Annotated in this window: 27 protein-coding genes; 16 read left to right on the forward strand and 11 right to left on the reverse strand. The window is 68.8% G+C overall.

What is annotated here, in order from left to right; all coding sequences use genetic code 11:
* On the reverse strand, positions 1-894 hold the full coding sequence (locus L324_RS32750; protein WP_037317898.1) for an endonuclease domain-containing protein: 894 nt from the start codon (positions 892-894) through the stop codon (positions 1-3).
* 253 nt (positions 895-1147) lie between these two features.
* Here L324_RS32750 and L324_RS32755 point away from each other — a divergent pair, with 253 nt between their 5' ends.
* Genes L324_RS32755 through L324_RS32775 form a run of 5 tightly spaced genes read left to right on the forward strand, consistent with a single transcriptional unit; the run spans position 1148 to position 5931 of the window.
* On the forward strand, positions 1148-1987 hold the full coding sequence (locus L324_RS32755) for an ABC transporter ATP-binding protein (RefSeq protein ID WP_152547067.1): 840 nt from the start codon (positions 1148-1150) through the stop codon (positions 1985-1987).
* A complete protein-coding gene (locus L324_RS32760; protein ID WP_037317901.1) occupies positions 1984-2796 on the forward strand; it encodes an ABC transporter permease in 813 nt (270 codons plus the stop codon). Before L324_RS32755 ends, L324_RS32760 begins: the two co-directional genes overlap by 4 nt.
* Positions 2793-3953: a sensor histidine kinase gene (locus tag L324_RS32765; protein ID WP_037317906.1), complete on the forward strand. Its 1161-nt coding sequence runs from the start codon at positions 2793-2795 to the stop codon at positions 3951-3953. The genes L324_RS32760 and L324_RS32765 overlap by 4 nt, the downstream gene beginning before the upstream one ends.
* Positions 3950-4570 (forward strand): response regulator, encoded by a 621-nt coding sequence (locus L324_RS32770; RefSeq protein WP_037317909.1) that lies wholly within the window; start codon positions 3950-3952, stop codon positions 4568-4570. Before L324_RS32765 ends, L324_RS32770 begins: the two co-directional genes overlap by 4 nt.
* A gap of 14 nt (positions 4571-4584) precedes the next feature.
* Complete coding sequence (locus L324_RS32775; protein WP_037317912.1) at positions 4585-5931, forward strand: serine hydrolase domain-containing protein; 1347 nt, start codon at positions 4585-4587, stop codon at positions 5929-5931.
* Here the strand turns inward: L324_RS32775 and L324_RS32780 are convergent.
* Both L324_RS32780 and L324_RS32785 read right to left on the reverse strand, forming a co-directional pair.
* Positions 5928-6437, reverse strand: coding sequence for a hypothetical protein (locus L324_RS32780; RefSeq protein WP_037317915.1), 510 nt, complete (start codon positions 6435-6437; stop codon positions 5928-5930). The genes L324_RS32775 and L324_RS32780 overlap by 4 nt on opposite strands.
* The gene (locus tag L324_RS32785; RefSeq protein ID WP_037317918.1) at positions 6437-6754 is read right to left on the reverse strand and encodes a hypothetical protein; all 318 of its coding nucleotides are present in this window, start codon (positions 6752-6754) and stop codon (positions 6437-6439) included. Before L324_RS32785 ends, L324_RS32780 begins: the two co-directional genes overlap by 1 nt.
* Before the next feature lie 115 nt (positions 6755-6869).
* Here L324_RS32785 and serC point away from each other — a divergent pair, with 115 nt between their 5' ends.
* Positions 6870-7997: a phosphoserine transaminase gene (gene serC / locus L324_RS32790; RefSeq protein WP_037317921.1), complete on the forward strand. Its 1128-nt coding sequence runs from the start codon at positions 6870-6872 to the stop codon at positions 7995-7997.
* Positions 7998-8358: 361 nt separating this feature from the next.
* Here serC and L324_RS32795 read toward each other — a convergent pair whose 3' ends face one another.
* The 5 genes from L324_RS32795 to L324_RS32815 form a co-directional block, all read right to left on the reverse strand.
* Positions 8359-9549: a glycosyltransferase 87 family protein gene (locus L324_RS32795; RefSeq protein WP_037317924.1), complete on the reverse strand. Its 1191-nt coding sequence runs from the start codon at positions 9547-9549 to the stop codon at positions 8359-8361.
* 92 nt (positions 9550-9641) lie between these two features.
* On the reverse strand, positions 9642-10862 hold the full coding sequence (locus L324_RS32800; RefSeq protein ID WP_037317926.1) for an ABC transporter permease: 1221 nt from the start codon (positions 10860-10862) through the stop codon (positions 9642-9644).
* Entirely contained in the window at positions 10859-11545 is a 687-nt protein-coding gene (locus L324_RS32805) for an ABC transporter ATP-binding protein (protein ID WP_037317928.1), read from the reverse strand. The genes L324_RS32800 and L324_RS32805 overlap by 4 nt, the downstream gene beginning before the upstream one ends.
* The gene (locus L324_RS32810) at positions 11542-12642 is read right to left on the reverse strand and encodes a peptidoglycan-binding protein (RefSeq protein WP_037317931.1); all 1101 of its coding nucleotides are present in this window, start codon (positions 12640-12642) and stop codon (positions 11542-11544) included. Before L324_RS32810 ends, L324_RS32805 begins: the two co-directional genes overlap by 4 nt.
* Positions 12639-13190, reverse strand: a complete 552-nt coding sequence (locus L324_RS32815) for a hypothetical protein (protein ID WP_037317934.1) — start codon at positions 13188-13190, stop codon at positions 12639-12641. The genes L324_RS32810 and L324_RS32815 overlap by 4 nt, the downstream gene beginning before the upstream one ends.
* A gap of 237 nt (positions 13191-13427) precedes the next feature.
* On the opposite strand from L324_RS32815, the gene L324_RS32820 reads away from it, so the two are divergent.
* From L324_RS32820 to sepH, 4 genes are all read left to right on the forward strand, one after another.
* Positions 13428-15242: an alpha-L-fucosidase gene (locus tag L324_RS32820; protein ID WP_037317936.1), complete on the forward strand. Its 1815-nt coding sequence runs from the start codon at positions 13428-13430 to the stop codon at positions 15240-15242.
* Positions 15243-15288: 46 nt separating this feature from the next.
* Positions 15289-15948 (forward strand): response regulator transcription factor, encoded by a 660-nt coding sequence (locus L324_RS32825; protein WP_037317939.1) that lies wholly within the window; start codon positions 15289-15291, stop codon positions 15946-15948.
* Positions 15945-17105 carry an ATP-binding protein gene (locus L324_RS32830; protein ID WP_037317941.1) on the forward strand — a complete coding sequence of 387 codons (1161 nt, stop codon included), beginning with the start codon at positions 15945-15947 and terminating at the stop codon, positions 17103-17105. The genes L324_RS32825 and L324_RS32830 overlap by 4 nt, the downstream gene beginning before the upstream one ends.
* A 189-nt stretch (positions 17106-17294) precedes the next feature.
* Positions 17295-18134 carry a septation protein SepH gene (gene sepH, locus L324_RS32835; protein WP_037317943.1) on the forward strand — a complete coding sequence of 280 codons (840 nt, stop codon included), beginning with the start codon at positions 17295-17297 and terminating at the stop codon, positions 18132-18134.
* A 36-nt stretch (positions 18135-18170) separates the two neighbouring features.
* Here the strand turns inward: sepH and L324_RS32840 are convergent, their stop codons facing one another.
* On the reverse strand, positions 18171-18536 hold the full coding sequence (locus L324_RS32840) for an MmcQ/YjbR family DNA-binding protein (protein WP_037317945.1): 366 nt from the start codon (positions 18534-18536) through the stop codon (positions 18171-18173).
* Positions 18537-18567: 31 nt separating this feature from the next.
* On the opposite strand from L324_RS32840, the gene L324_RS32845 reads away from it, so the two are divergent.
* From L324_RS32845 to L324_RS32870, 6 genes are all read left to right on the forward strand, one after another.
* Positions 18568-19386 (forward strand): hypothetical protein, encoded by an 819-nt coding sequence (locus L324_RS32845; protein WP_037317947.1) that lies wholly within the window; start codon positions 18568-18570, stop codon positions 19384-19386.
* A gap of 133 nt (positions 19387-19519) precedes the next feature.
* Positions 19520-20443 carry a hypothetical protein gene (locus L324_RS32850; protein ID WP_037317949.1) on the forward strand — a complete coding sequence of 308 codons (924 nt, stop codon included), beginning with the start codon at positions 19520-19522 and terminating at the stop codon, positions 20441-20443.
* 31 nt (positions 20444-20474) lie between these two features.
* Complete coding sequence (locus L324_RS32855) at positions 20475-20921, forward strand: hypothetical protein (protein ID WP_037317951.1); 447 nt, start codon at positions 20475-20477, stop codon at positions 20919-20921.
* Positions 20918-22141, forward strand: coding sequence for a putative T7SS-secreted protein (locus L324_RS32860; protein WP_037317953.1), 1224 nt, complete (start codon positions 20918-20920; stop codon positions 22139-22141). The genes L324_RS32855 and L324_RS32860 overlap by 4 nt, the downstream gene beginning before the upstream one ends.
* Positions 22141-22764, forward strand: coding sequence for a hypothetical protein (locus tag L324_RS32865; RefSeq protein ID WP_235783717.1), 624 nt, complete (start codon positions 22141-22143; stop codon positions 22762-22764). Before L324_RS32860 ends, L324_RS32865 begins: the two co-directional genes overlap by 1 nt.
* Positions 22761-23114 (forward strand): hypothetical protein, encoded by a 354-nt coding sequence (locus L324_RS32870; protein WP_037317957.1) that lies wholly within the window; start codon positions 22761-22763, stop codon positions 23112-23114. Before L324_RS32865 ends, L324_RS32870 begins: the two co-directional genes overlap by 4 nt.
* 490 nt (positions 23115-23604) lie before the next feature.
* On the opposite strand, the gene L324_RS32875 is transcribed toward L324_RS32870, so the two are convergent.
* Both L324_RS32875 and L324_RS32880 read right to left on the reverse strand, forming a co-directional pair.
* A complete protein-coding gene (locus tag L324_RS32875; RefSeq protein WP_037317959.1) occupies positions 23605-24225 on the reverse strand; it encodes a DUF2537 domain-containing protein in 621 nt (206 codons plus the stop codon).
* A gap of 26 nt (positions 24226-24251) precedes the next feature.
* A complete protein-coding gene (locus tag L324_RS32880) occupies positions 24252-25067 on the reverse strand; it encodes a TrmH family RNA methyltransferase (RefSeq protein WP_037317962.1) in 816 nt (271 codons plus the stop codon).
* Between the last annotated feature and the right edge of the window lie 145 nt (positions 25068-25212).

Raw genomic sequence — 25212 nt, forward strand, 5'->3', positions numbered from 1 at the left:
CTAAATGCGGGAGTCGAGGGCCGCTTGCACCCGGCGGACCATGGCGTGCGGATCGGCGTAGAGCTCCTCCTTGGTGATGACGATGAACCTCCAGCCCTCCGCCTCGATCAACGCTCGCCGGAGAGCGTCCATCCGGGGCTGCTCGCCTTCGAGATGCCAGGCGCCGTCGTATTCGATGGCGAGTTTGGCCTCCCGGATCGCGAGATCGAGCCTGCCGAGCAACCGGGTCCCCCGGTAGACCTCCACCTGAGGCTCCGCCCGGATGCCTTGGCGCTGCAGCCACACCCTGACCTCCGATTCCGGGATGGACTCCGCCCGGCCGTCCGAGAACGCCAAGGCTTGACGCGCCCGGACGATGCCGTTGTCGTGCCGGGGGGCCAGATATGCCTCGAGCGTGTCGCGATCGACGAATCCCGCACGGAGCAGGACATCCAGCAGTCCGACGACGCGCGGGAAGGAACGGCGCAGCCGGGTGTCGGCGAGGATGTCCAACGTCATGCGCAGCGGGGTGGCGATCAGACCGTCCCGCCATGGCTCGAAATCCCTACCGAGCAGCCTGGTCCGGCGCAGGCGCGTGCCGCTCAGGCTGTGGAAGCCCTTCTGCTCGGGCACGACGAACTCGACAGGGTCGTTCTCGAGCGAAAACGGGAATCCGCGCACGGTCGCGGCCGAGCATCCGGTCAGCACCGCGCCGTCGGGAGCGACGAGGATCGCGGCCTTGCACCGCAGTTCGTGATCCTGAGGAATCCCTATCGGGACATAGACGTCCTGGAACAGGCGGTTGTACGGACCGGACCGGAGCTGGGCGCGGGTAAGGTCGCCTTCGCTGACCGCACGGCTGCCCACGAAGGGGCCGGAGAAATCGCAGATGGTCGCGTAGTGGTTTCTGGACACGATTCGACGATGCCATCCGCCCCCGCCGTCACCTCGGTTTCAAGATCATCTTCGCTGCACTTGTCCACAACGCCTCGCCCCTGTGCACAACCCCGCGTTTAGTCCTCTGGATGCGGTACGTGCGCAACGCAAGTACCGCATCCAGAGGACTAAACGCGGGAGGGGGTGATCCCGGTGTCCATCGAACGGTTGACAGCCGGGTTCAGTCCAGCGGATGTCCCGAAGGCAGGGCCGGCCGCAGCACGATCTACGTATGAAAACCGCAGTGAAAGTGCGCGGGCTGCGCAAGGAGTACCCGGGCCACCTGGCCGTCGCGGGCATCGACCTCGACATCGAGCAGGGCGAGGTGTTCGCCTTGCTCGGCCCCAACGGCGCGGGCAAGACGACGACGGTCGAGATCCTCGAAGGACACCGTAAGCGGACGTCCGGCGAGGTCGACGTCCTCGGCGAGGACCCCGGCACCGCGAGCCGCGCCTGGAGGTCGCGGCTCGGGATCGTGCTGCAGACCGCCAACGACGCCGCCGAGCTCACCGTCGCCGAGACCGTCCGGCATTTCGCCCGCTACTACCCGAATCCCCGCGACGTCGACGAAGTGATCGAGAAGGTCGGCCTCACCGAGAAGGCGGGTGCTCGCGTCAAGAACCTTTCCGGCGGACAACGTCGTCGTGTGGACGTCGCGCTCGGGATCATCGGGCGGCCCGAGCTGGTGTTCCTCGACGAGCCGACGACCGGGTTCGATCCCGAGGCCCGGCGCCGGTTCTGGGGGCTGATCCAAAGCCTCGCCCACGAGGGCACCACGATCCTGCTCACCACGCACTACCTCGACGAGGCCGAGGCGCTCGCCGACCGCGTCGCGGTGATCGCGCGCGGCCGGATCGTCGCCGAGGGGACGCCGCAGACGCTGGGCGGCCGCGCCACCGCGGAGGCCACCGTCCGCTGGGTCGACGAGCACGGCGGCCACCTGGAGCGCACCCATTACCCGGCCAAGCTCATCCGCGAGCTGTCCGCCGACGGCCGCGAACCCTCGGAGCTGACCGTCCACCGCCCCACCCTCGAAGAGACCTACCTCGACCTGATCGGAGAAGCCCGATGAGCACGCTGACCCTGCCGGGCACCTTCTCGCTCGGCCTCATCCGCGGCGCGGCCGAGCTCAAGCAGTTCTTCCGCATCCGGGAACAGGTGATCTTCACCTTCGCCTTCCCGTCCTTGCTGATGATCCTGCTCGGCTCGATGCTGAACTCGTCGATGCCGGGTATGGCGATCACCACCGGCCAGGTGCTGGCCGCGGGCATGATCGGCTCCGGCATCGTCTCGACGTCGTTCACCAGCATCAGCGTCGGGCTCGCGTCCGACCGCGAAGCCGGCGCGCTCAAGCGGCTGCGCGGCACGCCGATGCCCGCCGCGTCCTACTTCATCGGCAAGATCATCCTCGTCGGTGTTTCGAGTGTCGCGCAGGTCGTGCTGATGTCGATCGTCGGCAGCCTGCTGTTCGACCTGAGCCTGCCCACCGACCCGGCCAAGATCCTGACCGCGCTGTGGGTCTTCCTGCTCGGCATCACCAGCTGCACCCTGCTGGGCATCGCGCTCAGCTCGGTGACCAAGTCGGTCAGCGGCGCGGTCGCGGTGACCAACCTGATCTACATCGCGCTGCAGTTCATCTCCGGGGTGTTCGTCACGCCCATCACCAACCTGCCGAAGGTTATGGTCACCATCGCCTCCTTGTTCCCGGTGAAGTGGATCTGCCAGGGCTTCCGCTCGGTGTTCCTGCCGGCCGAGGCGGCGACACAGGAGATGGCGGGGACATGGGAACTTCCGATGGTGGCACTGGTGCTGGGGGCGTGGTGCGTGGCGGGTCTGCTGCTGGCGAAACTGACGTTCCGCTGGTCGAACGAAGGCAAATGAACGCCTGGGAGCGGTTCTTCTGGCTCTGGGAGGTCCTCTTCGCGATCACCTTCGCCGCGACGACGGCCCTGGTGCTCTTCGAAGAAGGGACGACCACCGACAAGACGATCGCGGTGCTGTGCATCGCGGGCGTCGGCGTGGCCTACCTCGTCCGCGGGCGCCACCTCATCAAAGGTCCGGACTACGAGTACACGCCGTGGCTGTTCGTCGGGATCCTGATGGCCCTCCTCACAGGCGCCACCTTCGCTTCCACCACGTCGAGTTTCATCCTGTTCTTCGCCTGCCCGGTGCTCTACATGACGCTGCCGACGAGGACGGCGTCGATCCTCACCACGATCGCGGTGCTGCTGGGCCCGGTGTCGTCGATCGCCCGCGGCGGTCTCGATCAGCCCGCTTTGCGCATCCTGCTGCCGATGACCGCGATCCTGATCATCTTCAGCCTCCTCGCCGGGCGCTACACCACGGGCATCATCGAACAGAGCAAAGGCCGCGCCGCGCTGATCGAACAACTGGAAGCCAGCCAGGCGGAGGTCGCCCGGCTCTCGCGGGAGGCGGGCACGGCCGCCGAACGCGAGCGCATGGCCCGCGAGATCCACGACACGCTCGCACAGGGATTCACCAGCATCGTCACGCTCACCCAGGCCATCGAGTCCGAAATGGACACCGATCCCAAGGCGGCCCGGCGCCATCTGGAGCTGGCCGCGCGGACGGCGCGGGAGAACCTGGCCGAGGCGCGGGCGATGGTCGCGGCGGAGGTACCGTCGGCCCTCGCCGCCGCCTCCCTCGAAGAAGCGTTGCGCCGTCAGGTCGAACGGCTCACCGAGGAGGCCGGGATCGACGCGGAGATCCAGGTCGAAAGTCCCCTTCCCGCGCTGCCGATGGCGACCGAGGTCGTCCTTCTGCGAGGTGCGCAGGAGGCGTTGAGCAACATCCGCAAGCATTCCCGCGCCACCAGGGTCACCCTCCGCCTGTCCGTTGTGGACGGACGAGTCCGCCTCGGAGTGACCGACGACGGCACGGGATTCGACCCCGCCGAGCCCAGCGGCGGCTTCGGCCTGCGGGGGATGCGCACACGGGCGGATCAAGTCGGTGGCAGGGTGAGGCTCGAAAGCGGACCCGGTGCGGGGACGACGCTGGAACTGGAGGTGCCCGCGTGATCACGATCATGCTGGTCGACGATCACCCCGTGGTGCGGGAAGGCCTGCGCGGCATGCTGGAGGCCGAACCGGATCTGAGCGTTATCGGCGAAGCGGGTTCCGGCGACGAGGCCGTCGCGCTGAGCCGGGTCAAGCAGCCGGACGTGATCCTGATGGACCTGCGGATGCCCGGTCTCGACGGCGTCGGCGCGACCAGGAAGATCCTCGCCGACAGGCCGGGTCAGCGGGTCGTCGTGCTCACCACGTACGAGACGGACGCGGACATCCTGCGCGCGGTCGAAGCGGGAGCCTCCGGTTACCTGCTGAAGGACGCTTCGCGTACGGAGCTGGCCGGAGCGATCCGGGCCGCGTCACGCGGTGAGACGGTCTTGGCGCCTTCGGTCGCCGGGAAGCTGGTGAACCGCGTGCGCAACCCGACGTCGTCGCCGTTGTCGGCGCGCGAGATCGAGGTGCTGCGGCTGGTCGCGCAAGGCGACACCAACGCCGACATCGGCCGGGCGCTCCACATCAGCGAGGCTACGGTCAAGACCCACCTGTTGCGGGTGTTCGGGAAACTGGACGTTTCGGACCGGACGGCCGCGGTGACCACCGCCATGCGGCTGGGCCTGCTCGGGTAGGCAGAATGCAGCCCATGCTTGCCACGACCGAACTGGCGCTGCTTCGCCGCCTGGCGCACGAGCAATCCTCGTGCCGTGCCCCGTCCCTCGTCGCCGCCGTCGTCCGCGACGGTGAAATCGCCTGGTCAGGAGCGCGTGGCCGCGTCGACGGCGAGACACCGGACAACGACACGCAGTACCGGCTCGGGTCGATCACCAAGACACTCGTCGCGACGGCCGTCATGCGCCTGCGCGACGAAGGCGCGCTCGACCTCAACGACCCGCTCGAACGGCACCTCCCCGGTACCGCGTTCGGCACGGCGACCATCGCGCAGCTGCTCTCGCACACCTCGGGCCTGACCGCGGAATCGCCCGGTTCCTGGTGGGAGCGCACGGTCGGCGCCGACTGGGACGCGCTCGTCGCGAGCCTCGAAGACGGCGCGACGCGGCACCGTCCCGGCAGCCGGTTCCACTACAGCAACGTCGGCTACGGCGTCCTCGGCGAGCTGGTCGCCCGGCTCCGCGGGCGGTCGTGGCTCGACGTCGTCCGCGCCGAGATCCTCGGCCCGCTCGGCATGAACCGGACCTCGCCGCATCCGGAAGGCGCGCACGCGAGCGGGTTCGCCGTGCACCCCTTCGCCGACCTCCTCATGCCGGAACCGTCACCGGACGCGGGCGCGATGGCCCCCGCGGGCCAGCTGTGGTCGACGGTCACCGACCTCGGCCGCTGGACGACGTTCCTCGGCGGCCACACCGGCGGCGTGCTGAGCGAGGAGACCGTCGCGGAGATGCGCGAAATGGTCACCGTGGACGACGGCGACACCTGGACGACCGGTTTCGGCCTCGGCGTCATGCTGGTCCGCACGCAGGGCAGGCGGCTCGCCGGGCACACCGGATCGATGCCGGGCTTCCTCGCCTGCTCGCTGATCGACGCCGACGCCGGTATCGGCGCGCTGGTGCTGACGAACTCGACGGCCGGTGTCGGCATCACGCAGCTGTGCCTCGACCTCATGACCCTGACCGAACAGCACGAACCGGCGATGCCCGCGGAATGGCAACCGTCCACTGTGGACCCGAAGCTACTGGAGCTGACCGGGCTGTGGCACTGGGGCCCGACGCCGTATCACCTGCGGCTGCTCCCGGACGGCTCGTTCTCGCTCGCCCCGACCGACGGCCCCGGCCGCGCGTCGCGGTTCACGCCGCTCGGCGACGACACCTGGATCGGGCTCGACGGGTACTACGCCGGCGAAACGCTGCGGGTCGGGCGGGATTCGGACGGCAAGCCGAACCACCTCGACCTCGTGACGTTCATCTTCTCGCGCACGCCGTTCGATCCGGCCGCGCCGATCCCGGGCGGCGTCGACCCCGACGGCTGGCGCTAACGGAACCGGAACGCGGCGGTCGTGAACTCACGACCGCCCGCCGCGCACACCAGGACATCGCCGTAGTGGGCGTCGCCGACGACCCACATCCGGCGGCTTCCGCGCAGCGACTCGGCGAGTTCGTCAGGACAGTCCTCGATGACGAACTTCGCCGGGTTGCCGCCGAGGACGGCCCACCCGCGCACGGGGTCCGCGTCCGGCTCGGACGTCGCGGTGACGCGTGCCCAAGGACCGAGCACGACGTCCAGGACGCCTTTGCGACGCCGGATCGTGAGCCGCAGCGCCGTCCACCACTGGCCGAACCTGGGCGCGGAGACCTCCCCCGGCAGGTCGCCGTGGATCCAGCGCGGCAGACCGGGGACGAACACGAGCACCAGCATCGCCACGAAACCGACGATCGCGCCGATGGTGGCCGTGTCGTCCCAGTCGCGGAAGAACCAGTGGATGACGAACACGAGGAGGTACAAGAGCAGGAAGCCCCACCGCGGGCCCCAGGGATCGGGCATCAGACAGCCGGGGTGTGCCCGACGGAGGCGCCGACGGCCGCGATGAACTTGCGGGCGATGCGCTTGCCCTCACCCCAGTCGACGAAACCGAACTTCAAGCTCGTCTGGATCGCCAATCCGGAGCCCTCGGACGTCCGCTCGACCTTCACCGTGACGGTCTGCCCGTACCTGAAGAGACCCGTGCCGGTGGAGAAGGTGACGTAGTCGGCGGCGGCGTCGTAGTGCGGGTTCTTTCCCTTGACCGCGGTGACCCCGTTCGGGAGGGCCTGCCACAACGCCTCGGGAGGCAGGGGGAATCGTTCGTGCACTGTCGCCATGAGGCGAGAAGCTACCCGTCGGTCGGCAAGGGCGACAGCGAGATCCTCGATCCCATATGCCGGACACACGGCACCAACTGTCAGCAGGCCCGTCCCGACCTGAGAGACTGGGCCCATGACCGACGCACCTGAGTTGACCCTCCCCGCGGACCTCAAGCCGGCCGATGGCCGCTTCGGCTGCGGACCGTCCAAGGTCCGTGACGAGCAGCTCGCCAACCTGGCGAAATCCGGTGCCACCTACCTCGGCACCTCGCACCGTCAGAAGCCGGTGAAGTCCCTCGTCGGCCGCGTGCGTGCGGGTCTGTCCGAATTGTTCTCCCTGCCCGAAGGCTACGAAGTGGTCCTCGGCAACGGCGGGACGACCGCATTCTGGGACGCCGCCGCGTTCGGGCTCGTGCGGGAGCGTGCGCAGCACTTCACCTACGGCGAGTTCTCGTCGAAGTTCGCCACGGTGACCAAGGGCGCCCCGTTCCTCGCCGACCCGATCGTCGTCAAGGCCGACCCGGGCAGTGCGCCCGAGATCGCCTACGAGGCCGGTGCCGACCTGGTCGGCTGGGCCCACAACGAGACCTCCACGGGGGTCGCGGTGCCGGTCCGCCGCCCCGAAGGCAGCGAAGGCGCGCTCGTCGCGATCGACGCCACCTCCGGCGCGGGCGGCCTGCCGGTCAAGGCCGAGGACTTCGACGTCTACTACTTCGCGCCCCAGAAGTCCTTCGCTTCCGACGGTGGCCTCTGGATCGCGCTGGCCTCGCCCGCCGCGGTCGAACGCATCGGCGAGATCGGCGCGAGCGACCGCTGGATCCCCGAGTTCCTGTCGCTGACCACCGCGCTCGACAACTCGCGCAAGGACCAGACGTACAACACCCCGGCGGTGTCGACGCTGTTCCTGCTGGCCGACCAGATCGAGTGGATGAACTCGAACGGCGGTCTCGAGTGGACGACCGCGCGCACGCGCGACTCGTCGACCCGGCTGTACGAATGGGCCGAGAAGACCAGCTACACGACGCCGTTCGTCAGCGACCCGTCGCTGCGCTCGCAGGTCGTCGGCACCATCGACTTCGCCGACGAGGTGGACGCCGCCGCGGTGGCGAAGGTGCTGCGCGCCAACGGGATCGTCGACACCGAGCCGTACCGGAAGCTGGGCCGCAACCAGCTGCGCGTCGGCCTGTTCCCGGCCATCGACCCCGAGGACATCACGAAGCTGACGCAGAGCATCGAGTACGTCGTCGAGCGCCTGGGCTAGGTCTCTTTTCGCGCGTGAAGGCCCCCTTCCCTCGACTGAGCCGAGGGAAGGGGGCCTTCACGCGCTTACGGGCAGGGGACTGAGTGACGGGTCAGCTGATGCCGGGATCGGCCCATTGTTGTCTGTCCTTTAGGGACGCTTTCCACGATCGTTGCGCCCGTTTCAGCTGCTTGCACGAGGTAAGGCAAATGTGGCGTGTCCTGAAGGCCCCCGTTGAGACGTTGAAGGTCTCAACGGGGGCCTTCAGGACATCACGCTTCAACGCTGGGGCAGCGGTGTCCGCGACACGGGCAGCGGGCGCCGACCGCGCCATATTTGCCTTACGGATCAAATAACCCTCGGTCGGCGGCCGGAATCGCCCTTATCCCGACTTTGCCGGGACCCTGACGGTAGGGAAGGAGGCCTTCACGGACTTGGGGCAGGCGGCGGCCAGCACCAGCAGCAGAAGTCCGTACAGGACAAAGGATTCCGTCGCCAGCCACCAGCCGAAGCTTCCGGCGGGCCGCGGCGCGAGCCACATCGGCGCGATCATGAACAGCGCCACCGTCACGACCGCGAGCGCGTAGGAAACGGCCGATCGCGCCCAGACCAGCAGCACGAGGATCGGCACGCACCAGACCCAGTGGTGCGTCCAGGAAACCGGCGAGACCAGCAGCCCGCCGACAGCGCAGGCTGTCAACGCGTACACCGGTTCCGCGACCCGCACGATCACGAACGCGGTCAGCGCGACCACCACCACCGCGGCCAGCACCCAGACGACGTCCTCCGCCGAGCCGAGCCCGAACCGCGCCAGCATCCCCCGCAGCGACTGGTTCCCGACGTAACCGCGATCGCCGATGCGGCTGGTGTCGAAGAGGATGTTCGTCCAGAACCGAGCCGACGCGCTCGGCGCGGTCAGCCACATCAGCAGCCCGGCGCCGAGGAATCCGGCGACGACCCGCGCGGCCGAGCGGAAGTCCTTGCGGAACAAGAAGAACAGGATGAAGAACGCCGGGGTCAGCTTGATCGCGGCGGCGACGCCGATCAGTAATCCCTTGGTGCGCGCGCGGCCCGGAAGCAGGGCGTCGAGGACGACCATCAGCATCAGCAGGGTGTTGATCTGGCCGAAGCCGAGCGTCGAGCGGACAGGCTCCATGATCCCGCCCGCCGCCTGTGCCCCGATCGCCGCCAGTGCGGCGATGGCGCGGCCGCGGGCGTCGGCGCGATCGGTGAGCGAGCCGTTGAGTGTCGCGACGAAGAGGTACACGACGATCCCGCCCGCGATGATCGACGCGAGCCCGACCAGCCTCGTCGCCAGCGCGGCGGACAGCAGGGTGCCGGGCAGGAACACCGCCGCCGCGAACGGCGTGTAGGTGAACGGCAGCCAGCCCCCGTGCGTCTGCACCCAGGTGCCGTACGGGTCGCCCGTGTCGAGGAGCAGCCGGGCGCCGCCGACGTAGACCTCGAGGTCCTGGCCGTCGAACACCTTCAGCGTGAACAACACGGCGACCACGACGACTTCGAGCGCGAGCAACGCCCCCGCGAGTCTCCGCCCCGACAATCCCACCAGCACCCGGCGAGATTACCCACCGCCACCTCGCACTTCGTCCTCTGGATGCGGTAGTCGGCGGCGCGAACCACCGCATCCAGAGGACGAAACGCGTTCTAGGCGAGGGCCTGGGTGGGCGGGAGGCGGGCCGCGCGCATCGCCGGATACGCCCCGGCGACGGCACCGACCAGCGCCGAGACCCCGACCCCGCCGAGCAGGGCGCCGACCGGGAGCACCGCCGGCCAGCCTTGGCTCAGCGCGTACGCGGACGTCACCAGTACCCCGACCAGCACCCCGGCGATCCCGCCGAAGCCGGACAACAGCACCGACTCGGCCAGGAACTGGCCTCTGACCTGCCGTTTCGTCGCCCCGAGCGCGCGACGCAGCCCGATCTCCCGGCGCCGCTCCAGCACCGAGATCACCATCGTGTTGGCCACCCCGACGCCGCCGACGAGCAGCGCCACCCCGCCGAGCCCGAGGAACAGGGCGCTGTAGGTGTTCTCCGTCAGCTTCTGCGCCTCCAGCGCCTCCGACGGACGACGCACCTCGACCTCGTTGGGCGCCTCCGGGTTCATCGTCTGCGCGAGCACCGAGCGGACGTTCTCGACCTGCGAGTCCTTCGCCCGGACGTACACGGTGCTCGGATGCCCCTCGAAGCCGAGGAGCCGCTTCGCGACGTCCCAGCCGACCAGCGCCGACCGCTCGATCTCCGGCGCGAGCGGCATCGGCCCGAGGATCCCGCCGACGGTGAACCAGTGCCCGCCGATGAACACCTGCGGCGGCTTGGCCGGGTCGAGGTGGTCGATCCCGAGCCGCGCGGCCGCGACCGAACCGAGGACGACGACCGGATAGTCGCGGGTGGCGTCACGGAGGAACTGCCCCGCCCGGACCGATCCGCCGACGACGTCGAGCAGATCGGGCGTCGCCGCGTAGACGCCGAGCCCGGAGGTCTCGTCCTTGGCGATCTTGTCCGTCCGCCGCACGGTCCCGCTGGTGGTCCCGACCGCGGACGCCGCCGTCACCGGGGCGATCCGTTTCGCCATCGGCACCGCGCTGTCCGGCAGGGTCGCGTCGCCGCCGAACATCGTCTTGCCCGGCCCGGCCGAAAGCAGGTTGGTACCGAGCGCGGCCAGCTGGTCTTGCAACGCCTTCGCACCCGACGCCGGGATCGCGAGCACCGCCACCATGGCGGCGATCCCGATGCCGATGCCGAGCGCGGACAGCACCGCGCGCATCGGCCGCGTCCGCATCCCGTGCGCGCCGAGGGTCAGCACGTCACGCGGGCCGAGCCGGGCCGGATTCGGCGTCGGCGCCTTGTCCGTGACGGGCGCGCTCACACCGGCACCCCCATCCCGGTGTCGAGCCGGATCCGGCCGTCACGCAGCTCGATCCGGCGCGGGATCCCCGCCGCGATCTCGCGGTCGTGCGTGATGATCACGACCGTCGTCCCCTGCGAACTCAACGTGGCGAGCAGGTTCAGGATCGCCGCGCCGTTGCCCGTGTCGAGGTTCCCGGTCGGCTCGTCGGCCAGCAGGATCGACGGCGAGTTGACGACCGCCCGCGCGATCGCCACCCGCTGCCGCTCCCCGCCGGAAAGCTCGTTCGGGAAATGCCCCGCCCGGTGCGCGAGACCGACCCGGTCGAGCGCGGCGAGCGCCCGCTCCCGCCGTTTCCGCCGCGGCACCCCCGCGTACAGCAGCCCCGTGGCGACGTTGTCGACCGCGCTCACCCCCTCACTGAGGAAGAACTGCTGGAACACGAACCCGATCCACCGCGACCGCAATGCCGAAAGCTTGCGGTCCGGCAGTTTCGCGACGTCGTGCCCGCGCAGTTCGATGACGCCGGTGGTCGGCCGGTCGAGCGTGCCCATCAGCTGCAGCAACGTCGACTTGCCCGAACCGGACGGCCCGACGATGGCCACCATCTCTCTGTCCTCAATGGATAGTGTGACTTCGTGCAGCGCGCGCACCTCGCCGGGGTAGGTGCGCGAGGCGTTGCGCACGGCCAGCACCGGGGTCATGAAGTCGTCACCACCCGCATCCCGGCGGCGAGGCCGGTCCCGGTGACCTCGACGCGGCCGCCGGAGAAGAGACCGGTCTTCACCGCGATGAGCCGTCGTCTGCCGCCTTCGTCCACCTCGACGGCGTATCCGCCCTCGGCGAGCGCGAGCAGCGCCCCGACCGGGACGGCCAGCACTCCACTGTGGACTTCCTTGGTGAACCGCACCGAGACCGGCGTCGAATCGAGCGAGCCCGCCGCGGCCGGATCGTCCAGGGTGATCTTCACCTTGATCGTCGGCTTGCCGTTGTCCTGCCCGGCGGAGTCCTTGCCGTTCTCCGCGACCTTGCCGACCTCGGTGATCGTGCCGGTCGCGGTCTTCCCGCCGGTGATGTCGATGCCGACCTTGTCGCCCTGCTTGGCGATGGCTTGTTTGGCGGCGTCGAGCTTCACCTCGACGACGCGCCCGGTTCCCGTGTATTTCAGGAGTTCGCCGCCGCTCGGGCCGCCGAGCTGGGCGGCGAGCTGCGAAACCCGGATCTCGCCCGGAGCGAGGACGACGTCGCCCTGGCCGAAAGTGCCGGTCTGCTCGGCGCCCAGCGACTTCTGCCATTTCTTGAGCGCGGCGGCGGTGGCCGAGGTGAACTTCTTGTCGGGCGTGCCGAAGCCGCCGAAGCCGAGCGCCTTCAGGTTCTCTTCCAGCTGCTTGACGTCCGGCCCGTCGGTCGCGCCGTCCGCGAGATCGCGGAAGAACGGCAACGTGCCGTAAAACAGTGGCACCGGTTTCGCGTCGACCCCGTACACCGCCTTGCCCCTGGAAAGCACCGCGCCCACGTCCGGAAGGGACGTGATGGTGCCCTGTTTCCGGCCGGCGAGGGAGTTTTCCGCGCCATAGCCCAGGGTTCCGCTCGCCTCTTCCTCCTCCTGCAGATCGGTCTTCTCGACCTTCGCGGTCTCCACCGGGGGCGGCGCCTGCCCGACCTGCCCGGCTTCCGACGTCACCCTGGTCATCACGACCACCGAGGTCGTCCCGACCACGACGACGAGGACCGCCGCGACGACGTACCAGCGAGCGCGGCGCGAACGCCGTACGCCGCCGGGTCCTTCGTGTTCGCTCATTTCGCCGGAGCCGCCCTCATGCTCATGCCGAGACCGCAGGCCTTCGCCGCTTCTTCGAACTTCTTCATGTCCTGATCCGCGCTACCGAGAGCCATCGTCCCCTTGCCGGTGGGGTCGGGATCCGGGAAATCGATGCCGTGCTCGCGCATGCACTTGGCTTCCTTGCGCATCTTGTCCAGCTCTTCCGGCGACGGCGGCTTGATCTCGCCGCCGTTCGGCAGCAGCTTGCGGCACGCGTCGCTCGCGGCCTTCATCTTGTTGTCGTCGAGCCTGCCGTCGCCCGCCTCGATGGTGATCGAGCCCTGCCCGTCACCAGTGGTCTTGGGATCAGGCATGTCGACGCCGTGCTCGCGCATGCACTTCGCGAAGTTGCGCATCTTGTCCTCGTCGGACACGTTGTCGGCCTGCTGCTTCCCGTCTCCGCTCGCGGCACTCGGCGGGGAGGAGATCGAGGCGACCTTGTCGCCGCCGTCCCCGTCGCCGCCACAGCCGGCCACCAGCGTCAGGACCGCTAAGGCGACCAATGCCGCCATCGGTCGTTTCCGCATCGCTGCTCCTCCTCGATCGTCTTCGTGAGGTGGAGTTCTACGGAGCGGGCGATTCCGGGGCGGTAAGCGAAGTCGCTTATGCCGCGCTTACAGTCCCACTCAGCGGCACAAAGATCGGATCTATTTGCCGTCTTTCCGGGTGAACTAGGGGGTTCAGCAGCCTTTCGGGGGTTCACATCGGATCTCTGTCTTCCTTAGAGTCCCGACGGTCCACACCTCAGCGAAGAGGAGTGCAAGATGCGCCGCCAGCCACTCCGGGCTCTCGTGGCCCTCGTCATCGCGACCACCGCCCTGGGCGTCACGCCCGCCGCCGCGGAAGCCGCTCCAGCACCCACCGGACCCGGGACCGACTACGCCTACGACGACCCGTTCACCGCCGACCGGACGCGCTGGTGGCGCGAAGACCGGTTCGGCCAGTTCATCCATTTCGGCGCTTACTCCCAGTTGCAAGGGAAGTACCAGCGCCCGGACGGAACCGTTTGCCAGGACGCGGAATGGATCCAGCGGAACTGCCAGATCCCGCGCGCCGAATACGAGCAGATCGCCGCGAAGTTCAACCCGGCCGGCTTCGACGCGAACGCCATCGCGCAGACCGCCAAGGACGCGGGCCAGAAATACGTGGTGATCACGTCGAAACACCACGAGGGCTACGCGATGTGGCCGACCAAGGTCAACAAGTTCAACCTGCGCGACCATTCGTCGTTCGACAAGAACCGTGACATCCTCGCCGAACTGAAACGCGCCACGGCCGCGCGGGACGTCAAACTCGGTTTCTATTACTCGATCTGGGACTGGCACGATCCCGACTTCCCGGATCCGGCGACGTTCCCGAAGTACAAGGAGCGGATGTACGCGCAGCTCAAGGAACTCGTCGACAACTACCATCCGGCGGTGCTGTGGTTCGACGGCGAATGGAGTGCCGACCGGCCCAACAATCCGTGGACCGAAAAGGACGGCGAGGAACTCGAGGCCTATGTGCGCGGCCTGGATCCGTCCATTGTGGTCAACAACCGGGTCGGCAAACGCCGCGTGGTCGACGGGGACACCGGGACTCCCGAACAGGAGATCCCGGACAGGCCGGTCGACGGACAGCTCTGGGAATCGTGCATGACCCTCAACGGCAGCTGGGGTTACACGGATTGGGACCACAACTGGAAATCCCCGGCGGATCTGACCAGGAAACTGCTTTCGATCGCCGGCCGCAGCGGCAATTTCCTGCTCAATGTCGGACCTGATCGCAACGGCCGCGTCCCGCAGCAATCCGTCGACCGGTTGAAGCAGATGGGACAGTGGCTGCGGACGGCCAAGCAGTCCTCCGCGGTCTACGGCGCGAGCGCGCCGGGCCTGGTCGCCGAACCGGGCTGGGGCGTGGTGAGCCGTCGCGGCGACAAGCTTTACGCGTCGGTCTTCGACTGGCCCGCTTCCGGAGGTTCGCTGACGCTCGACGCGCTGGCCCCGTTCCGGGTTCGCGACGCGCGGGTCCTCGGCAGCGGGCAACGCGTGAAGGTGGAGCAGTCGTCCGGAAGCGTGAAGCTCACGCCGTCGGGCGGCCGGACGAACGACATCGCGACCGTCATCGAACTGAGCGTCGATCCTCTGCCTCAGGCCCCTGTCGGCCGCGGGACCGGGCTGACCGCGGAGTACTGGCCGAACATGGACTTCACCGGGACGCCGGCCGTGCGCCGGATCGAACCGGGCGTGAACCACAACTGGAAGTTCACCGGCTCGCCCGACGCGAAGATCCCGGCGGAAGCGTTCTCGTCGCGCTGGAGCGGTCAGGTCACCGCGCGCGACACGGGCAAGTACACGTTCACCACGGTCTCCGACGACACCGTGCGGCTGTGGGTCGACGGGAAACTCCTGATCGACGACACGACCCCGCACGGTCCGAGTGTCGACAAAGCGACAGTCGACCTTGTCGCCGGGAAGTCGTACGCGATCCGGCTCGAACAGACCGAACGAGGGGGCGAGGCGTCGATGAAACTGCTGTGGTCCAGCCCGAACACACCCCAGCAGGTGATCCCGGCCCGGCAGCTGCACCCGGCAGGCTGATCCACGCTTATCCCGTGCTTACCCCCTCCCGGGGCAGACTGACCTGGTGAGAGTGCTGGTGGTGGAAGACGAGCGGCTCCTGGCGGACACGATCGCCGAGGGCCTGCGACGGTTCTCGATGGCCGTCGACGTCTGCTACGACGGCGAGCAGGCCCTGGACCGGGTGGGGGTGCACGGTTACGACGTCGTCGTGCTCGACCGGGACCTCCCGGTCGTGCACGGCGACGACGTTTGCGCCGCGGTGCTCAAAACGGGCGGCGAGGCGCGGGTCCTCATGCTGACGGCCGCCGCCGACGTCACCGACCGGGTCGCCGGACTGGGCCTCGGCGCCGACGACTACCTGACGAAACCGTTCGCGTTCGCCGAACTCGTCGCGCGGGTGCAGGCGCTGTCCCGGCGCGCGCGGCCGGCGCTGCCGCCGGTACTGGAACGCGGCGGCGTCGTCCTCGATCTCCCCCGGCATCAGGCGTCGCGCGATGGCCGGTTCCTTCCCTTGTCCCCCAAGGAGTTCGCGGTACTGGAGGTGCTCATGCGCGCCGAAGGGGCCGTGGTCAGCGCGGAAGAACTGCTGGAGAAGGCGTGGGACGAGCACGCGGACCCGTTCACGAACGCCGTCCGGGTGGCGATGATGACGTTGCGGCGCAAACTCGGTGAGCCGCCGCTGATCGAGACCGTGCCCGGCGCCGGTTACCGGCTCGGCTCGTGAAACCGCTCCGGCTGTCGGTCCGCACCAAGCTGACGGCGCTCTACGGCGGGGCGTTCCTGCTCGTCGGGCTCGCGCTGCTGATCGTCAACTACCTGCTGGTGAGTTCGACGCTGCCGGATGGGGCCGCGTTCGCGACCGACAGCCTGGCGGGCGTCTCGGTCCAGCGCGCCTACCCGATGGACGCGACGAGCATCCTGCCGGCCGAACGCGCGCAGGCCACGCAACTGGTCGCGACCTCACTCGGCGAGTACCGCTCGGACGTCCTTTCCACCCTGCTGTGGCAGTCGCTGGTGGCGCTGGCGATCGCCGGCGCGCTCGCGGTGCTGCTCGGCTGGCTGATGGCGAGCCGCGTGCTGCGGCCGCTGCACGCGATCACCTCGACCGCGCGGAAACTGGAGATCGAGAACCTCGACCGGCGGATCGACCTCGACGGCCCCGACGACGAACTCAAGGAACTCGCGGACACCTTCGACGGCATGCTCGACCGGCTCGCCGTGTCGTTCGAGAGCCAGAAGCGCTTCGTCGCCAACGCCTCCCACGAGCTGCGGACCCCGCTCGCGGTGCAGCGCACGCTGGTCGAGGTAACGATGGCCGATCCCGACGTGAGCCCGGAGGTCCGGAAACTCGGCGAACACCTGATCTACACCAACGAACGCAGCGAGCGGATGATCGAAGGCCTGCTGGTGCTCGCGCGCAGTGATCGCGGCCTGGCCGCGCGCACCCCCGTCCGGCTGGACGAGGTGGTGGCGACGGTGCTCCGCTCGGCGGCGGCCATGGCCGAGGAGGCGGGCGTCACGGTGGAGTCGCGGCTGCGGCCACGGACGGTGTCCGGCGATCCGGTGCTGCTGGAGCGGCTGGTCACGAACCTGGTGCACAACGCCATCACCTACAACCGCGAGGGCGGCTGGATCCACGTGGACCTCGGCGGCGATCCGGCGCTGGTGGTGCGCAACACCGGCCCACAGGTGCCGTTCGACGCCGTACCCGCGCTGTTCGAGCCGTTCCGGCGGCTTTCGGGCGACCGGACCGGCGACTCGCGCAACGCCGGGCTCGGGCTGTCGATCGTCCGGTCCATCGCCAAGGCGCACGGCGGGACCGCGGGTGCGGAACCCGGCGGCCGGGGCGGCGGACTGATCGTCCGCGTGCGGCTGCCGTAGATTCCCCCGATCGTGACTGTGCGTGTCCAGCGCGTCACGCGGCGGTCCGCGTTCCGCTCCAGCAGAATGCACTTGCTGCCATGAACAAAATAGTGAGCAGGACACATGACATCGGCGCGCCTCACACGTCAAGCCGACGCGCCGGATTACCGTGGACACCCACAAAGGTGAAGAGCAGGGGAGGCGAGAATGCGAGCGCTACGGGTGGTCGGGCTGCACGAGGACGGTAAGTCCATCGTGTGCGAGGACCCGGCGAGCCGCACGCGTTTCCTGCTCCCCGCGGACGAGAGGCTGCGAGCGGCGGCGAGGGGTGACATCACCCGCCTCGGCCAGATCGAGATCGAGTTGGAGAGCCAAATGCGGCCACGCGAGATCCAGGCGCGAATCCGGGCCGGTGAGTCCGTGGAGCAGGTCGCGAGCAGCGCCGGCGTCAGCGTCCAGCGCGTCGAGCGGTTCGCGTACCCGGTCCTGCTCGAACGCTCGCGCACGGCGGAGCTGGCCCAGCGGGCGCACCCGGTCCGCGAAGACGGCCCCGACGTGCAGACGCTCGGCGAGGTCATGGCGCACTCGTTCGGTCTCCGCGGCCACGACTACAGCCAGGCGACCTGGGACTCCTGGCGCGGCGACGACGGCAAGTGGGTCGTCGTGCTGTGCTGGAAGGCCGGCCGCTCGGACAACCGCGCGCACTGGTCGTTCTCCCCCGGCGCGCACGGCGGCACCGTGCAGGCGCTCGACGAGAACGCCGAAGTCCTGCTCAACCCCAACGCCTACCGTGCCCCGCGCACGGTGCGCGCACTGGATCCCGGCAGGGACGCGGTCATCCAGCCCACTTTGGATTCGGTTCCCGACGAGCCGGTCGCGAAGGTGATCGACGCGCCGATAGCAGAGCCTGATGAAGATGTGGATCCCCCGGCTGACGAGCCGGAGGAAGTGCCGGAGCCCGCTCCGCGCGCGAAGGGGAAGAAGAACCACCCCATCGTCCCATCCTGGGAAGACGTCTTATTGGGCGTCCGCTCACAACGAGGTTGAATTCGCACGTAGTGGCCCCTTCCGGTGGAGGGGCCATTACGTGCGTCCGGGGACCTGTGCGATCAGGGATTTCGGCGCCACGAGGCAGTACGCGTCGGTGACGATCTGTTCGATCTCGGCCCAGTCGACGTCGAGGTCCAGCCGCACGCCGAGCCAGCCCCGATGTCCGACGTACGGCGGCCGGAAGAACCGCTCCGGCTCGGCACCCACCAGTTCCTCCTGTGCCCCGGGCGGGGCCGGGCACCAGAAGGCCACCTTGTCGTCGTGATGACGGCCGGCGTACATGACGAACGTCTTCTTGCCGCGCACGAACCACGTCGGCTCGCCGTGGCTGAGCCGCTCGGAGGTCTCCGGCAGTGCGAGGCACAGCCGTCTCAGTGAAATCAACGGGTCCGTGACCATGGGATCAGTATCCTCGGCTCGGGGGGATCTCATGCAGGATTGGCTGACCAGGGCTACCCGGCTGCGCGCCGAGGTGTTCGTCGGGTCCCCGTACGTCCACGTGTCGCCTGGGGAATGGCAGATCGATCCCGAAAGCCTCCGCGGGATCGCCCGCGGCAACGGTTACCTGGAAATCCCGCCGATGTTCCAGGGCTGCCTGAGCTTCCAGTTCGCGCCACAGCATTTCCCGCCGATCCCCGCTTTCGACGGGCCCGACCGGCCGGACGCGGGCCGGGAACGCTGGCTGCTGAACCGTCTCGGCGGCGACGACGTCTGGATCAGTCTCAAACACGCCAACCTGTCCGCCCGCCGCGTCGCCGAGATCGCCGCGACGGAAGGCCTGCGCGTCGCGGCCGATTTCGCCGATCCGACCGACCGGGTCCTCCTGCTCAGCCGCGACCCCGCCCCGCCGCGACTGCCTTTGCCGGTTCCCTCGGGCTCCTGGCGATTCCGCTATTCCTGGCTGAACTACCTCGCGCCTGCCACGGTCTTCGCCCTGTTGGGTATCTCGGCCGTGATCGTCGGCGCGCCGGTGGAATTCGAAAGCCCGATGTCCACGCTGCTGCTCGTGGCCACCTTCGTCGGCGCCGTTCCGGCCGCCTTCGTCACCAGCCTGTTTCCGCGCACCACCCGGGTCGGCTGGCTCGCTTGGGAATTCAACGGCCTTCCTCACGTGCAATTCCCGGTGCGCACGTTCGGGGTGTCCGTGGACCTGGCCGCGAAGATCGCCTGGCATCACGGTTACGTCCTCTATGGGCACACTGCGACACAGGCGAGCGGGCCCATCCTGAAGTTCTACAAACGCGCCTGATTCGGTAATCCTTGGCACAGGGGGTCGTGAGTGTTAAGTAGCGTTCTAACGACACTTGCCACTCACGACCCGCGTGTGGCGATGACCGGGTTCACCCTCTCCCCTACGCTCGGGAGCGGGGAGGGAGTCAGCGATGTATTTGTCACCGGACGGAATCCAGCCCGTCGAATTCGGCGTCGACTGGGCCTGTCGCCTCGGCACGCTGCGCTACCTGCGGTTCACCGGCCTGCCCGTCGTCCACATCTCCCCGGTCGAATGGCAGCTGGACCCGCAGACCATCCGGCAGGCCGCCCACGACCGCCGCTACGTCGAAATCCCACCTCCTGACCCGAGTGTGCTCAGCTTCCAGTACGCCCCCACCGCCTTTCCCGGAGCGCCGTTCCAGGGCTATCCCTCGGCCGGCCCGGCCCCCTCCCAGGCCCGGCGGCTGACGAAGAAGATCAGCGGCGAGGACCGGGTATGGATCAGCCTTCAGGACTTCAAGCTGAGCCGCGGACACGTCGCCGAGATCGCGAGCCAAGCGCGGATGACCGTGGTGGCGGAGGTCGCCGACACCAGCGACCGGATCATGCTGCTCGCCCGCCCGGGGAGTCCGCCGCCGGGCAGCGAGTTCGCGAAGCCCCGGTTCCGGCCTGGATCGGCGGGCTTCTTCACCGCGGGCATCGTGACGACGATGGCCTTGGCCATCGCCGGGTGCGCCGTCGGCGCCCTGACAGAGCACATCTGGCTGACCATCCTGAGCGCCGTCCTCGGTTTGCCGTTGCTCTTGACCAGCGTCTATTGGATGCGCATGGCGCCGAAGAGCGTTCGAGCGGGGTGGCTGGCAAGCAGGTTCAACGGGTCGAGGTCGGTGCAGTTTCATCCGGACGTGTTCGGGTTCACCTCGGATCTGGCCGCGCAGATCGCCGCTTCACACGGCTACTTCTATACCGCCTGGGCCAGGAAATCGAATGGTCAACCCATGGAGATGGTGTTCGTCCGCGGTGACGGGGAATCGACCGAGGGAACGAGCACGAACGATCGAACGTCTGAGAACGGTGACGTGAGGCGGTCTTGAACTGCCGAGCAGCCGTACCAGAGGGGGGTACATGAGCGGATACACGGTGAAAGTCGCCGAGCTGGGCAAGCTCATCGGCGATCTGGAAACCGGCGCCGACCGGATGGCGGACGCGAACAGGAAACTCGCGGGCGGTGGCGCGTGGGGAGCCCTGGGCAACGACGAACTGGCGAAATCCGGAATGGACTTCGAGGAAGCCTGGGAATTCGGTGTCGGCAGGCTGGGTGACGCGGCGGAAAGCGTGACGGAAAGACTGAAAACCGCTCAGCGGAAGTACCAGAAGCTGGAAGCGGAATTCGGCGAAGGCCTGAACAAGTTCGCCGACCTGATCCCCGGCCCCGAAGGCGGTCAGATACCCGCGCCGGGCGGCACGGGAGGTCCTGATCCAGCGCCGAAGTTCCCCCTCGGAGACGACGGCGGGCCTGTCGGTGGCGGCTACACCGGTGGCATCACCGACATCCTCGGAGGCGGACGATGACCGGCGACCAGTACCCCGCGCTCGGTTTCGCCCCGGCTCCCGGTGACGTCGGAGGCGTCGGCGGCCTGGCCGAGAAATACCGCGCGGTCGGCCGCGACCTGGGCGAAGCGAACACCTGCCTGCGCCAGATCGTCACGAAGCAGGGCATCTGGACCGGTGAGGCCAGTGAAGCGTTCGCCCGACGCCTCGGCCCGCTGCCCGAGTATCTGGACGGTGCCGCGCGTTCGATGGCGCAAGCCGCGGATGCCCTCGAAGGATGGGCACACGACCTCGGCGAAATGCAGCGGCAGGCGGCGGACCTCGAACGTCAGGCCAAGGCGGCCGCCCAGGCGGCGGAGCAGGCCCGCACCAATCCGGACTTCGCGCTGGCGAACCAGACCTTCACCGACCAGCGGTCCTTGCAGCTCGCGCAGACCCTCCTCGACAACGCCGGACGGCAGCTCCAGGCGGCCATCGACGGCTGCACGGCCGTCCAAGACGCCGCGAAGGCCCTACTGGACCAGCACACCTCGGCCGCCGCACGCGTCGCGGACCTGCTGCGTAAGGCGAAGGAACTCGCCCCGGACGAGCCGGACCTGCTGGACGACGTGGTCGACGCGGTCACCGGCGTCGTCACGGATCTCGTGAACGCCACCGCCGACGTCGTCGACGCGGCCTGGGACTTCGTCCAGGATCACGCCGAACTGCTGTCGAAGACGTCCGACGTCATGGGGGACATCGGAAACCTGCTCGGCGTCGCCAGCGATCTCCTCCCGTCTCCCGTCGGCGAGGTCACCAGCGTCGTCGCCGCGGGCTTCGGGGTGGCCGCGCTGGGCGGGCACTCGGTGGCGAAGGCGGCCGGTGCCGACGTCGCGCCCGAGACCCTGACCTTCGACGGAGTCGGTGCGCTGACCTCCCTGGTGGGGGTGATCCCCGGCGTTTCCGACACCGCGGTCAAGGCCGCCGCCTTCGCCGGACTGGCCGGTTACGGCGCTCTCGGCGTCCAGATCGGCATGGACACCGCGGGTGAGATCCAGGGGCGCGAGTTCGAAGGCCCGATCGACGACTTCAAGAACTACTGGTGGCCCAAGGACGGCGCGCAATGGGCCATGGCCGGTTCGTCGATCATCTTCGGCGGAACGCCGCTGGCCGCGGTGGCCATGGGTAACGCCGTCGTGCAAGGCGCGGAGGAAGACCGCGAGAACGCGCAGGAGCGCGCGGAAGACAAGGCTTGGAGCTGATGGCACCCGCCCTCCAGATCGATCTGCCACCGGGCTTCACCGGGATGCCGGTGACCGACGACGACACGATGAACGCGCGACTCGCCTGGGGGATCAGCGAAAAGGTGGCACCCCAGGCAGGCCGGTCCGTCGAGGACTTCGCCGCCGCGCTGATGGCGTTGACCCCGGGACTGCGGGAGAACGGGGTCCGGGTCTTCGGCAAGTTCGCCGCCGGCGACGGGCCGGAGTACCTGGCCACCCTGTCCCTCGGGGTGCTGCGCTGGCCCGACGCGGACACGGAGATGCTCGCCCTGCGTCGCACCGCGGTCGCCGATGCCCTGCTCGACGTGTACAAGCGAGAGCGGCCACGAGCGGATGCCCGGCTGCTCCGGTTGCCGATCGGTCCGGCGATGGCCGCCGTCCACGCCGGTGAATTCCACGTGCCACGCGAGTTCACCGGTCGCCCGACGGAAATCGTCCGTGTCCAGGCCAGGGTGGAGTACCGGATTCCGTTGCCGGACGGCGAACACGTGGTGATCCTCGCGGTCACCGCCGAGTCCGAGGCGGCCTGGCCCGCGGTCGCCGAAGCCGCGTCCCGCGTCGCCCACAGCCTTCGCACCGCCGATCCGGAGAACCGACCATGACCGAACCGAGCAATCCGCGGCTGATCGAGGAAATGCGCTGGCAGCTGCGCGAGATCGAAGCGCGCAAGGCCGAGAACGCCAAGGCGCTGGCCGGGCTCGCCGCGTCCGGCGGGGTGACCGAGGTGACCTCTCCCGACGGGGCGGTGACGGTGACCGTCGGCCCCGGCGGTGTCATCGGCGAAGTCCGGCTGACCGGCAAGGCGATGGAGTCGAGCGCGAGTGCGCTCGGCGCGGCCATCACCGCGACCATCCACCGGGCGCTGACCGGTGAGCCCGCGCCTCGACCGCCACGACCGGCACCCGCGGAGGAGGAGCACGACGAGCCGGCCGACACTATTTTCGATCTTTAGGCAGGTGAAGGTGATCGTGAGTGGCGATTCGTAGTCCATTGAGAGGTAAGGCGAACCTGTCGTGCCGTGAATGCCTCCTTCCCTACTCAAGGTAGGGGTTCCGGCAAAGTCGGCATCGTGCAGGTCGGGCACCTCTTCGTCATGGCGCAGGTCGTCGATGAAGGAATTGGGACGTTGAGTGTCCCAATTCCTTCATGGACGCGGGGAACACTCGGTTGCGAAGCTTGATCAACAGAAGATCAGGGGCCTGACCACCAGCCCCACCACTCAACGCAGCCGGGAGCCTATGAAGGCACTCCCTCTGGCTGTCGGCGCGCAAGTGTTACCGCTAGTGAGAGGTGTGTGGATTCAGGGACATTGAACGTCCCTAAATCCACACACCCCTCACTGAAGGTCACATCTGCGCGTCAACAGCCACAGTGAGTGACCCCATGGGGCCGCCCGCGCTACGCCGCCCGCCATGTTTGCCTTACCCAGCCACGTTCGACGTCTAGAAGACGACGATCAGCACGCCGATCCACGCGATCACGATGCCCGCGGCTGCGCCGAAGGACGCCCAGCGCACGATCGGCACCCGCCGCGCGAGCCACAGCGACGGCGTGATCCCGCCGGTCACGACGGCGGACGCGATGAGCGCGAGCCAGCCGTTGGTCTCCCGTGCGAGGGTGTTCGCCAGCGCCAGCATCGCCACGACGACCACGGCCGCGACGAACGCGGAGACGGTCAGGCCGGTCAGCCACGGTGTCGGTTCCCCGGCGGGGTCCGGCGTGCCGAAGAGCCGCCGCGCGAGTTCGCTGCGGGGCGCGGGGGCGGGCGGGTCGACGATGACGCCTTCGCCCGAGACCGGGTCGACGAAACGGACCGAGGTGCCCATCGCGGCGGCGAGGCGCTGGGCAAGCTGGCGGCCTCGCTGGGAGACGACGGAACCGGCTTCGGCGCCGGAATCGCCGGGACGGACGGCGGAGCCGACGGCGGACGCGACGCGTGCCCATTCGTGCAGCGCCTGAGCGAGGTCTGAACCAATCGCGAGGGAATGCGGGTCCACCTCGCGCGCGCTTTCGCCGCCGGACCCGGCCAGCACCGCGCGTCCCTCACGGATCCGCAATTCCATGGGTTCTCCTCTTGCTCGCTCTTCGCTCACGATAGCGGTGGACGAGTCTCGTAGAACGCGATCGCGGCCGCCGTGGCGACGTTCAGCGAATCGACGCCCTCCGGCATCGGGATCCGCACCGCGACGTCGGCGGCGGTGATCGCCGCTTCGGTCAGGCCGGGGCCTTCCGCGCCCAGCATCAGCGCGACCTTCCCCGGGGTCCCGTCGCGTAACTCGCGCAGCGAAACGGAATCCGCGCGAGGGGTGAGGGCCGCGACACGGAAACCGTTTTCCCGCAGCAGGTCCAGGTCGCCGGGCCAAGAACCGAAGGTGGCGAACGGGACGCGCAGGACATGCCCCATCGAAACGCGGACGCTGCGCCGGTACAGCGGGTCGGAACATCCGGCGCCGAGCAGGATCCCGTCGACGCCCAGCGCGGCCGCGTTGCGGAACAGCGCGCCCAGATTCTCGTGGTCACCAACGCCTTCCAGCACCGCGAGCACGCGGGCGCCGCCGATGACGTCCTCGACCGAGGGCGGCGGGACGGGCCGGTCCGCGACGGCCAGTATCCCGCGGTTCAAATGGAAGCCGACGACGTCGGCCATCGTCTCGGCCGAGGTCACGTAGCCGGGGACGTCGACGCCGTCGAGTTCGGCACTCAATTCCCGGAACCGCCGCTCCACGCCGAGCAGCGCGCGTACCGGGTACCGGGAGCGGAGGAGCCGCTCGACCACGACGGTGCCTTCGGCGATTACAAGGCCACGCCCACCTGGTCTATCCGGACGCCGATCGGCTGTGGACAAGTCGCGGAAATCGTCCAGGCGGGGGTCGCCGGAATCGTCGATGGTGATCAGTTCAGCCACCGGGAGAGTGTGTCATCCGCCCACTGCGCGGCCGCTGCGTCCGAACGTCCGGCGGCAGGTGGTACGAACGGGCTCTTTTTGCTGTAAGTTAACCCCTAGTGACAGAGAGCACCAGTTTGGCCGCTAGCCGGGCGGCGGCGGGGCG

The sequence above is a fragment of the Amycolatopsis orientalis DSM 40040 = KCTC 9412 genome, assembly GCF_000478275.1.
Taxonomy (GTDB): domain Bacteria; phylum Actinomycetota; class Actinomycetes; order Mycobacteriales; family Pseudonocardiaceae; genus Amycolatopsis; species Amycolatopsis orientalis.

Excerpts from the sequence above, each read along its gene's own strand:
- L324_RS32865 (WP_235783717.1), top strand. The coding sequence starts at position 22,141 with ATGGCACCCGCCCTCCAGATCGATCTGCCACCGGGCTTCACCGGGATG.
- L324_RS32875 (WP_037317959.1), bottom strand. The coding sequence starts at position 24,225 with ATGGAATTGCGGATCCGTGAGGGACGCGCGGTGCTGGCCGGGTCCGGC.
- L324_RS32850 (WP_037317949.1), top strand. The coding sequence starts at position 19,520 with ATGTATTTGTCACCGGACGGAATCCAGCCCGTCGAATTCGGCGTCGAC.
- L324_RS32815 (WP_037317934.1), bottom strand. The coding sequence starts at position 13,190 with ATGCGGAAACGACCGATGGCGGCATTGGTCGCCTTAGCGGTCCTGACG.
- L324_RS32820 (WP_037317936.1), top strand. The coding sequence starts at position 13,428 with ATGCGCCGCCAGCCACTCCGGGCTCTCGTGGCCCTCGTCATCGCGACC.
- L324_RS32860 (WP_037317953.1), top strand. The coding sequence starts at position 20,918 with ATGACCGGCGACCAGTACCCCGCGCTCGGTTTCGCCCCGGCTCCCGGT.
- L324_RS32870 (WP_037317957.1), top strand. The coding sequence starts at position 22,761 with ATGACCGAACCGAGCAATCCGCGGCTGATCGAGGAAATGCGCTGGCAG.
- L324_RS32805 (WP_037317928.1), bottom strand. The coding sequence starts at position 11,545 with ATGACCCCGGTGCTGGCCGTGCGCAACGCCTCGCGCACCTACCCCGGC.
- L324_RS32855 (WP_037317951.1), top strand. The coding sequence starts at position 20,475 with ATGAGCGGATACACGGTGAAAGTCGCCGAGCTGGGCAAGCTCATCGGC.
- L324_RS32840 (WP_037317945.1), bottom strand. The coding sequence starts at position 18,536 with ATGGTCACGGACCCGTTGATTTCACTGAGACGGCTGTGCCTCGCACTG.
- serC (WP_037317921.1), top strand. The coding sequence starts at position 6,870 with ATGACCGACGCACCTGAGTTGACCCTCCCCGCGGACCTCAAGCCGGCC.
- sepH (WP_037317943.1), top strand. The coding sequence starts at position 17,295 with ATGCGAGCGCTACGGGTGGTCGGGCTGCACGAGGACGGTAAGTCCATC.
- L324_RS32810 (WP_037317931.1), bottom strand. The coding sequence starts at position 12,642 with ATGAGCGAACACGAAGGACCCGGCGGCGTACGGCGTTCGCGCCGCGCT.
- L324_RS32780 (WP_037317915.1), bottom strand. The coding sequence starts at position 6,437 with ATGCCCGATCCCTGGGGCCCGCGGTGGGGCTTCCTGCTCTTGTACCTC.
- L324_RS32765 (WP_037317906.1), top strand. The coding sequence starts at position 2,793 with ATGAACGCCTGGGAGCGGTTCTTCTGGCTCTGGGAGGTCCTCTTCGCG.
- L324_RS32775 (WP_037317912.1), top strand. The coding sequence starts at position 4,585 with ATGCTTGCCACGACCGAACTGGCGCTGCTTCGCCGCCTGGCGCACGAG.
- L324_RS32845 (WP_037317947.1), top strand. The coding sequence starts at position 18,568 with ATGCAGGATTGGCTGACCAGGGCTACCCGGCTGCGCGCCGAGGTGTTC.
- L324_RS32760 (WP_037317901.1), top strand. The coding sequence starts at position 1,984 with ATGAGCACGCTGACCCTGCCGGGCACCTTCTCGCTCGGCCTCATCCGC.
- L324_RS32755 (WP_152547067.1), top strand. The coding sequence starts at position 1,148 with ATGAAAACCGCAGTGAAAGTGCGCGGGCTGCGCAAGGAGTACCCGGGC.
- L324_RS32785 (WP_037317918.1), bottom strand. The coding sequence starts at position 6,754 with ATGGCGACAGTGCACGAACGATTCCCCCTGCCTCCCGAGGCGTTGTGG.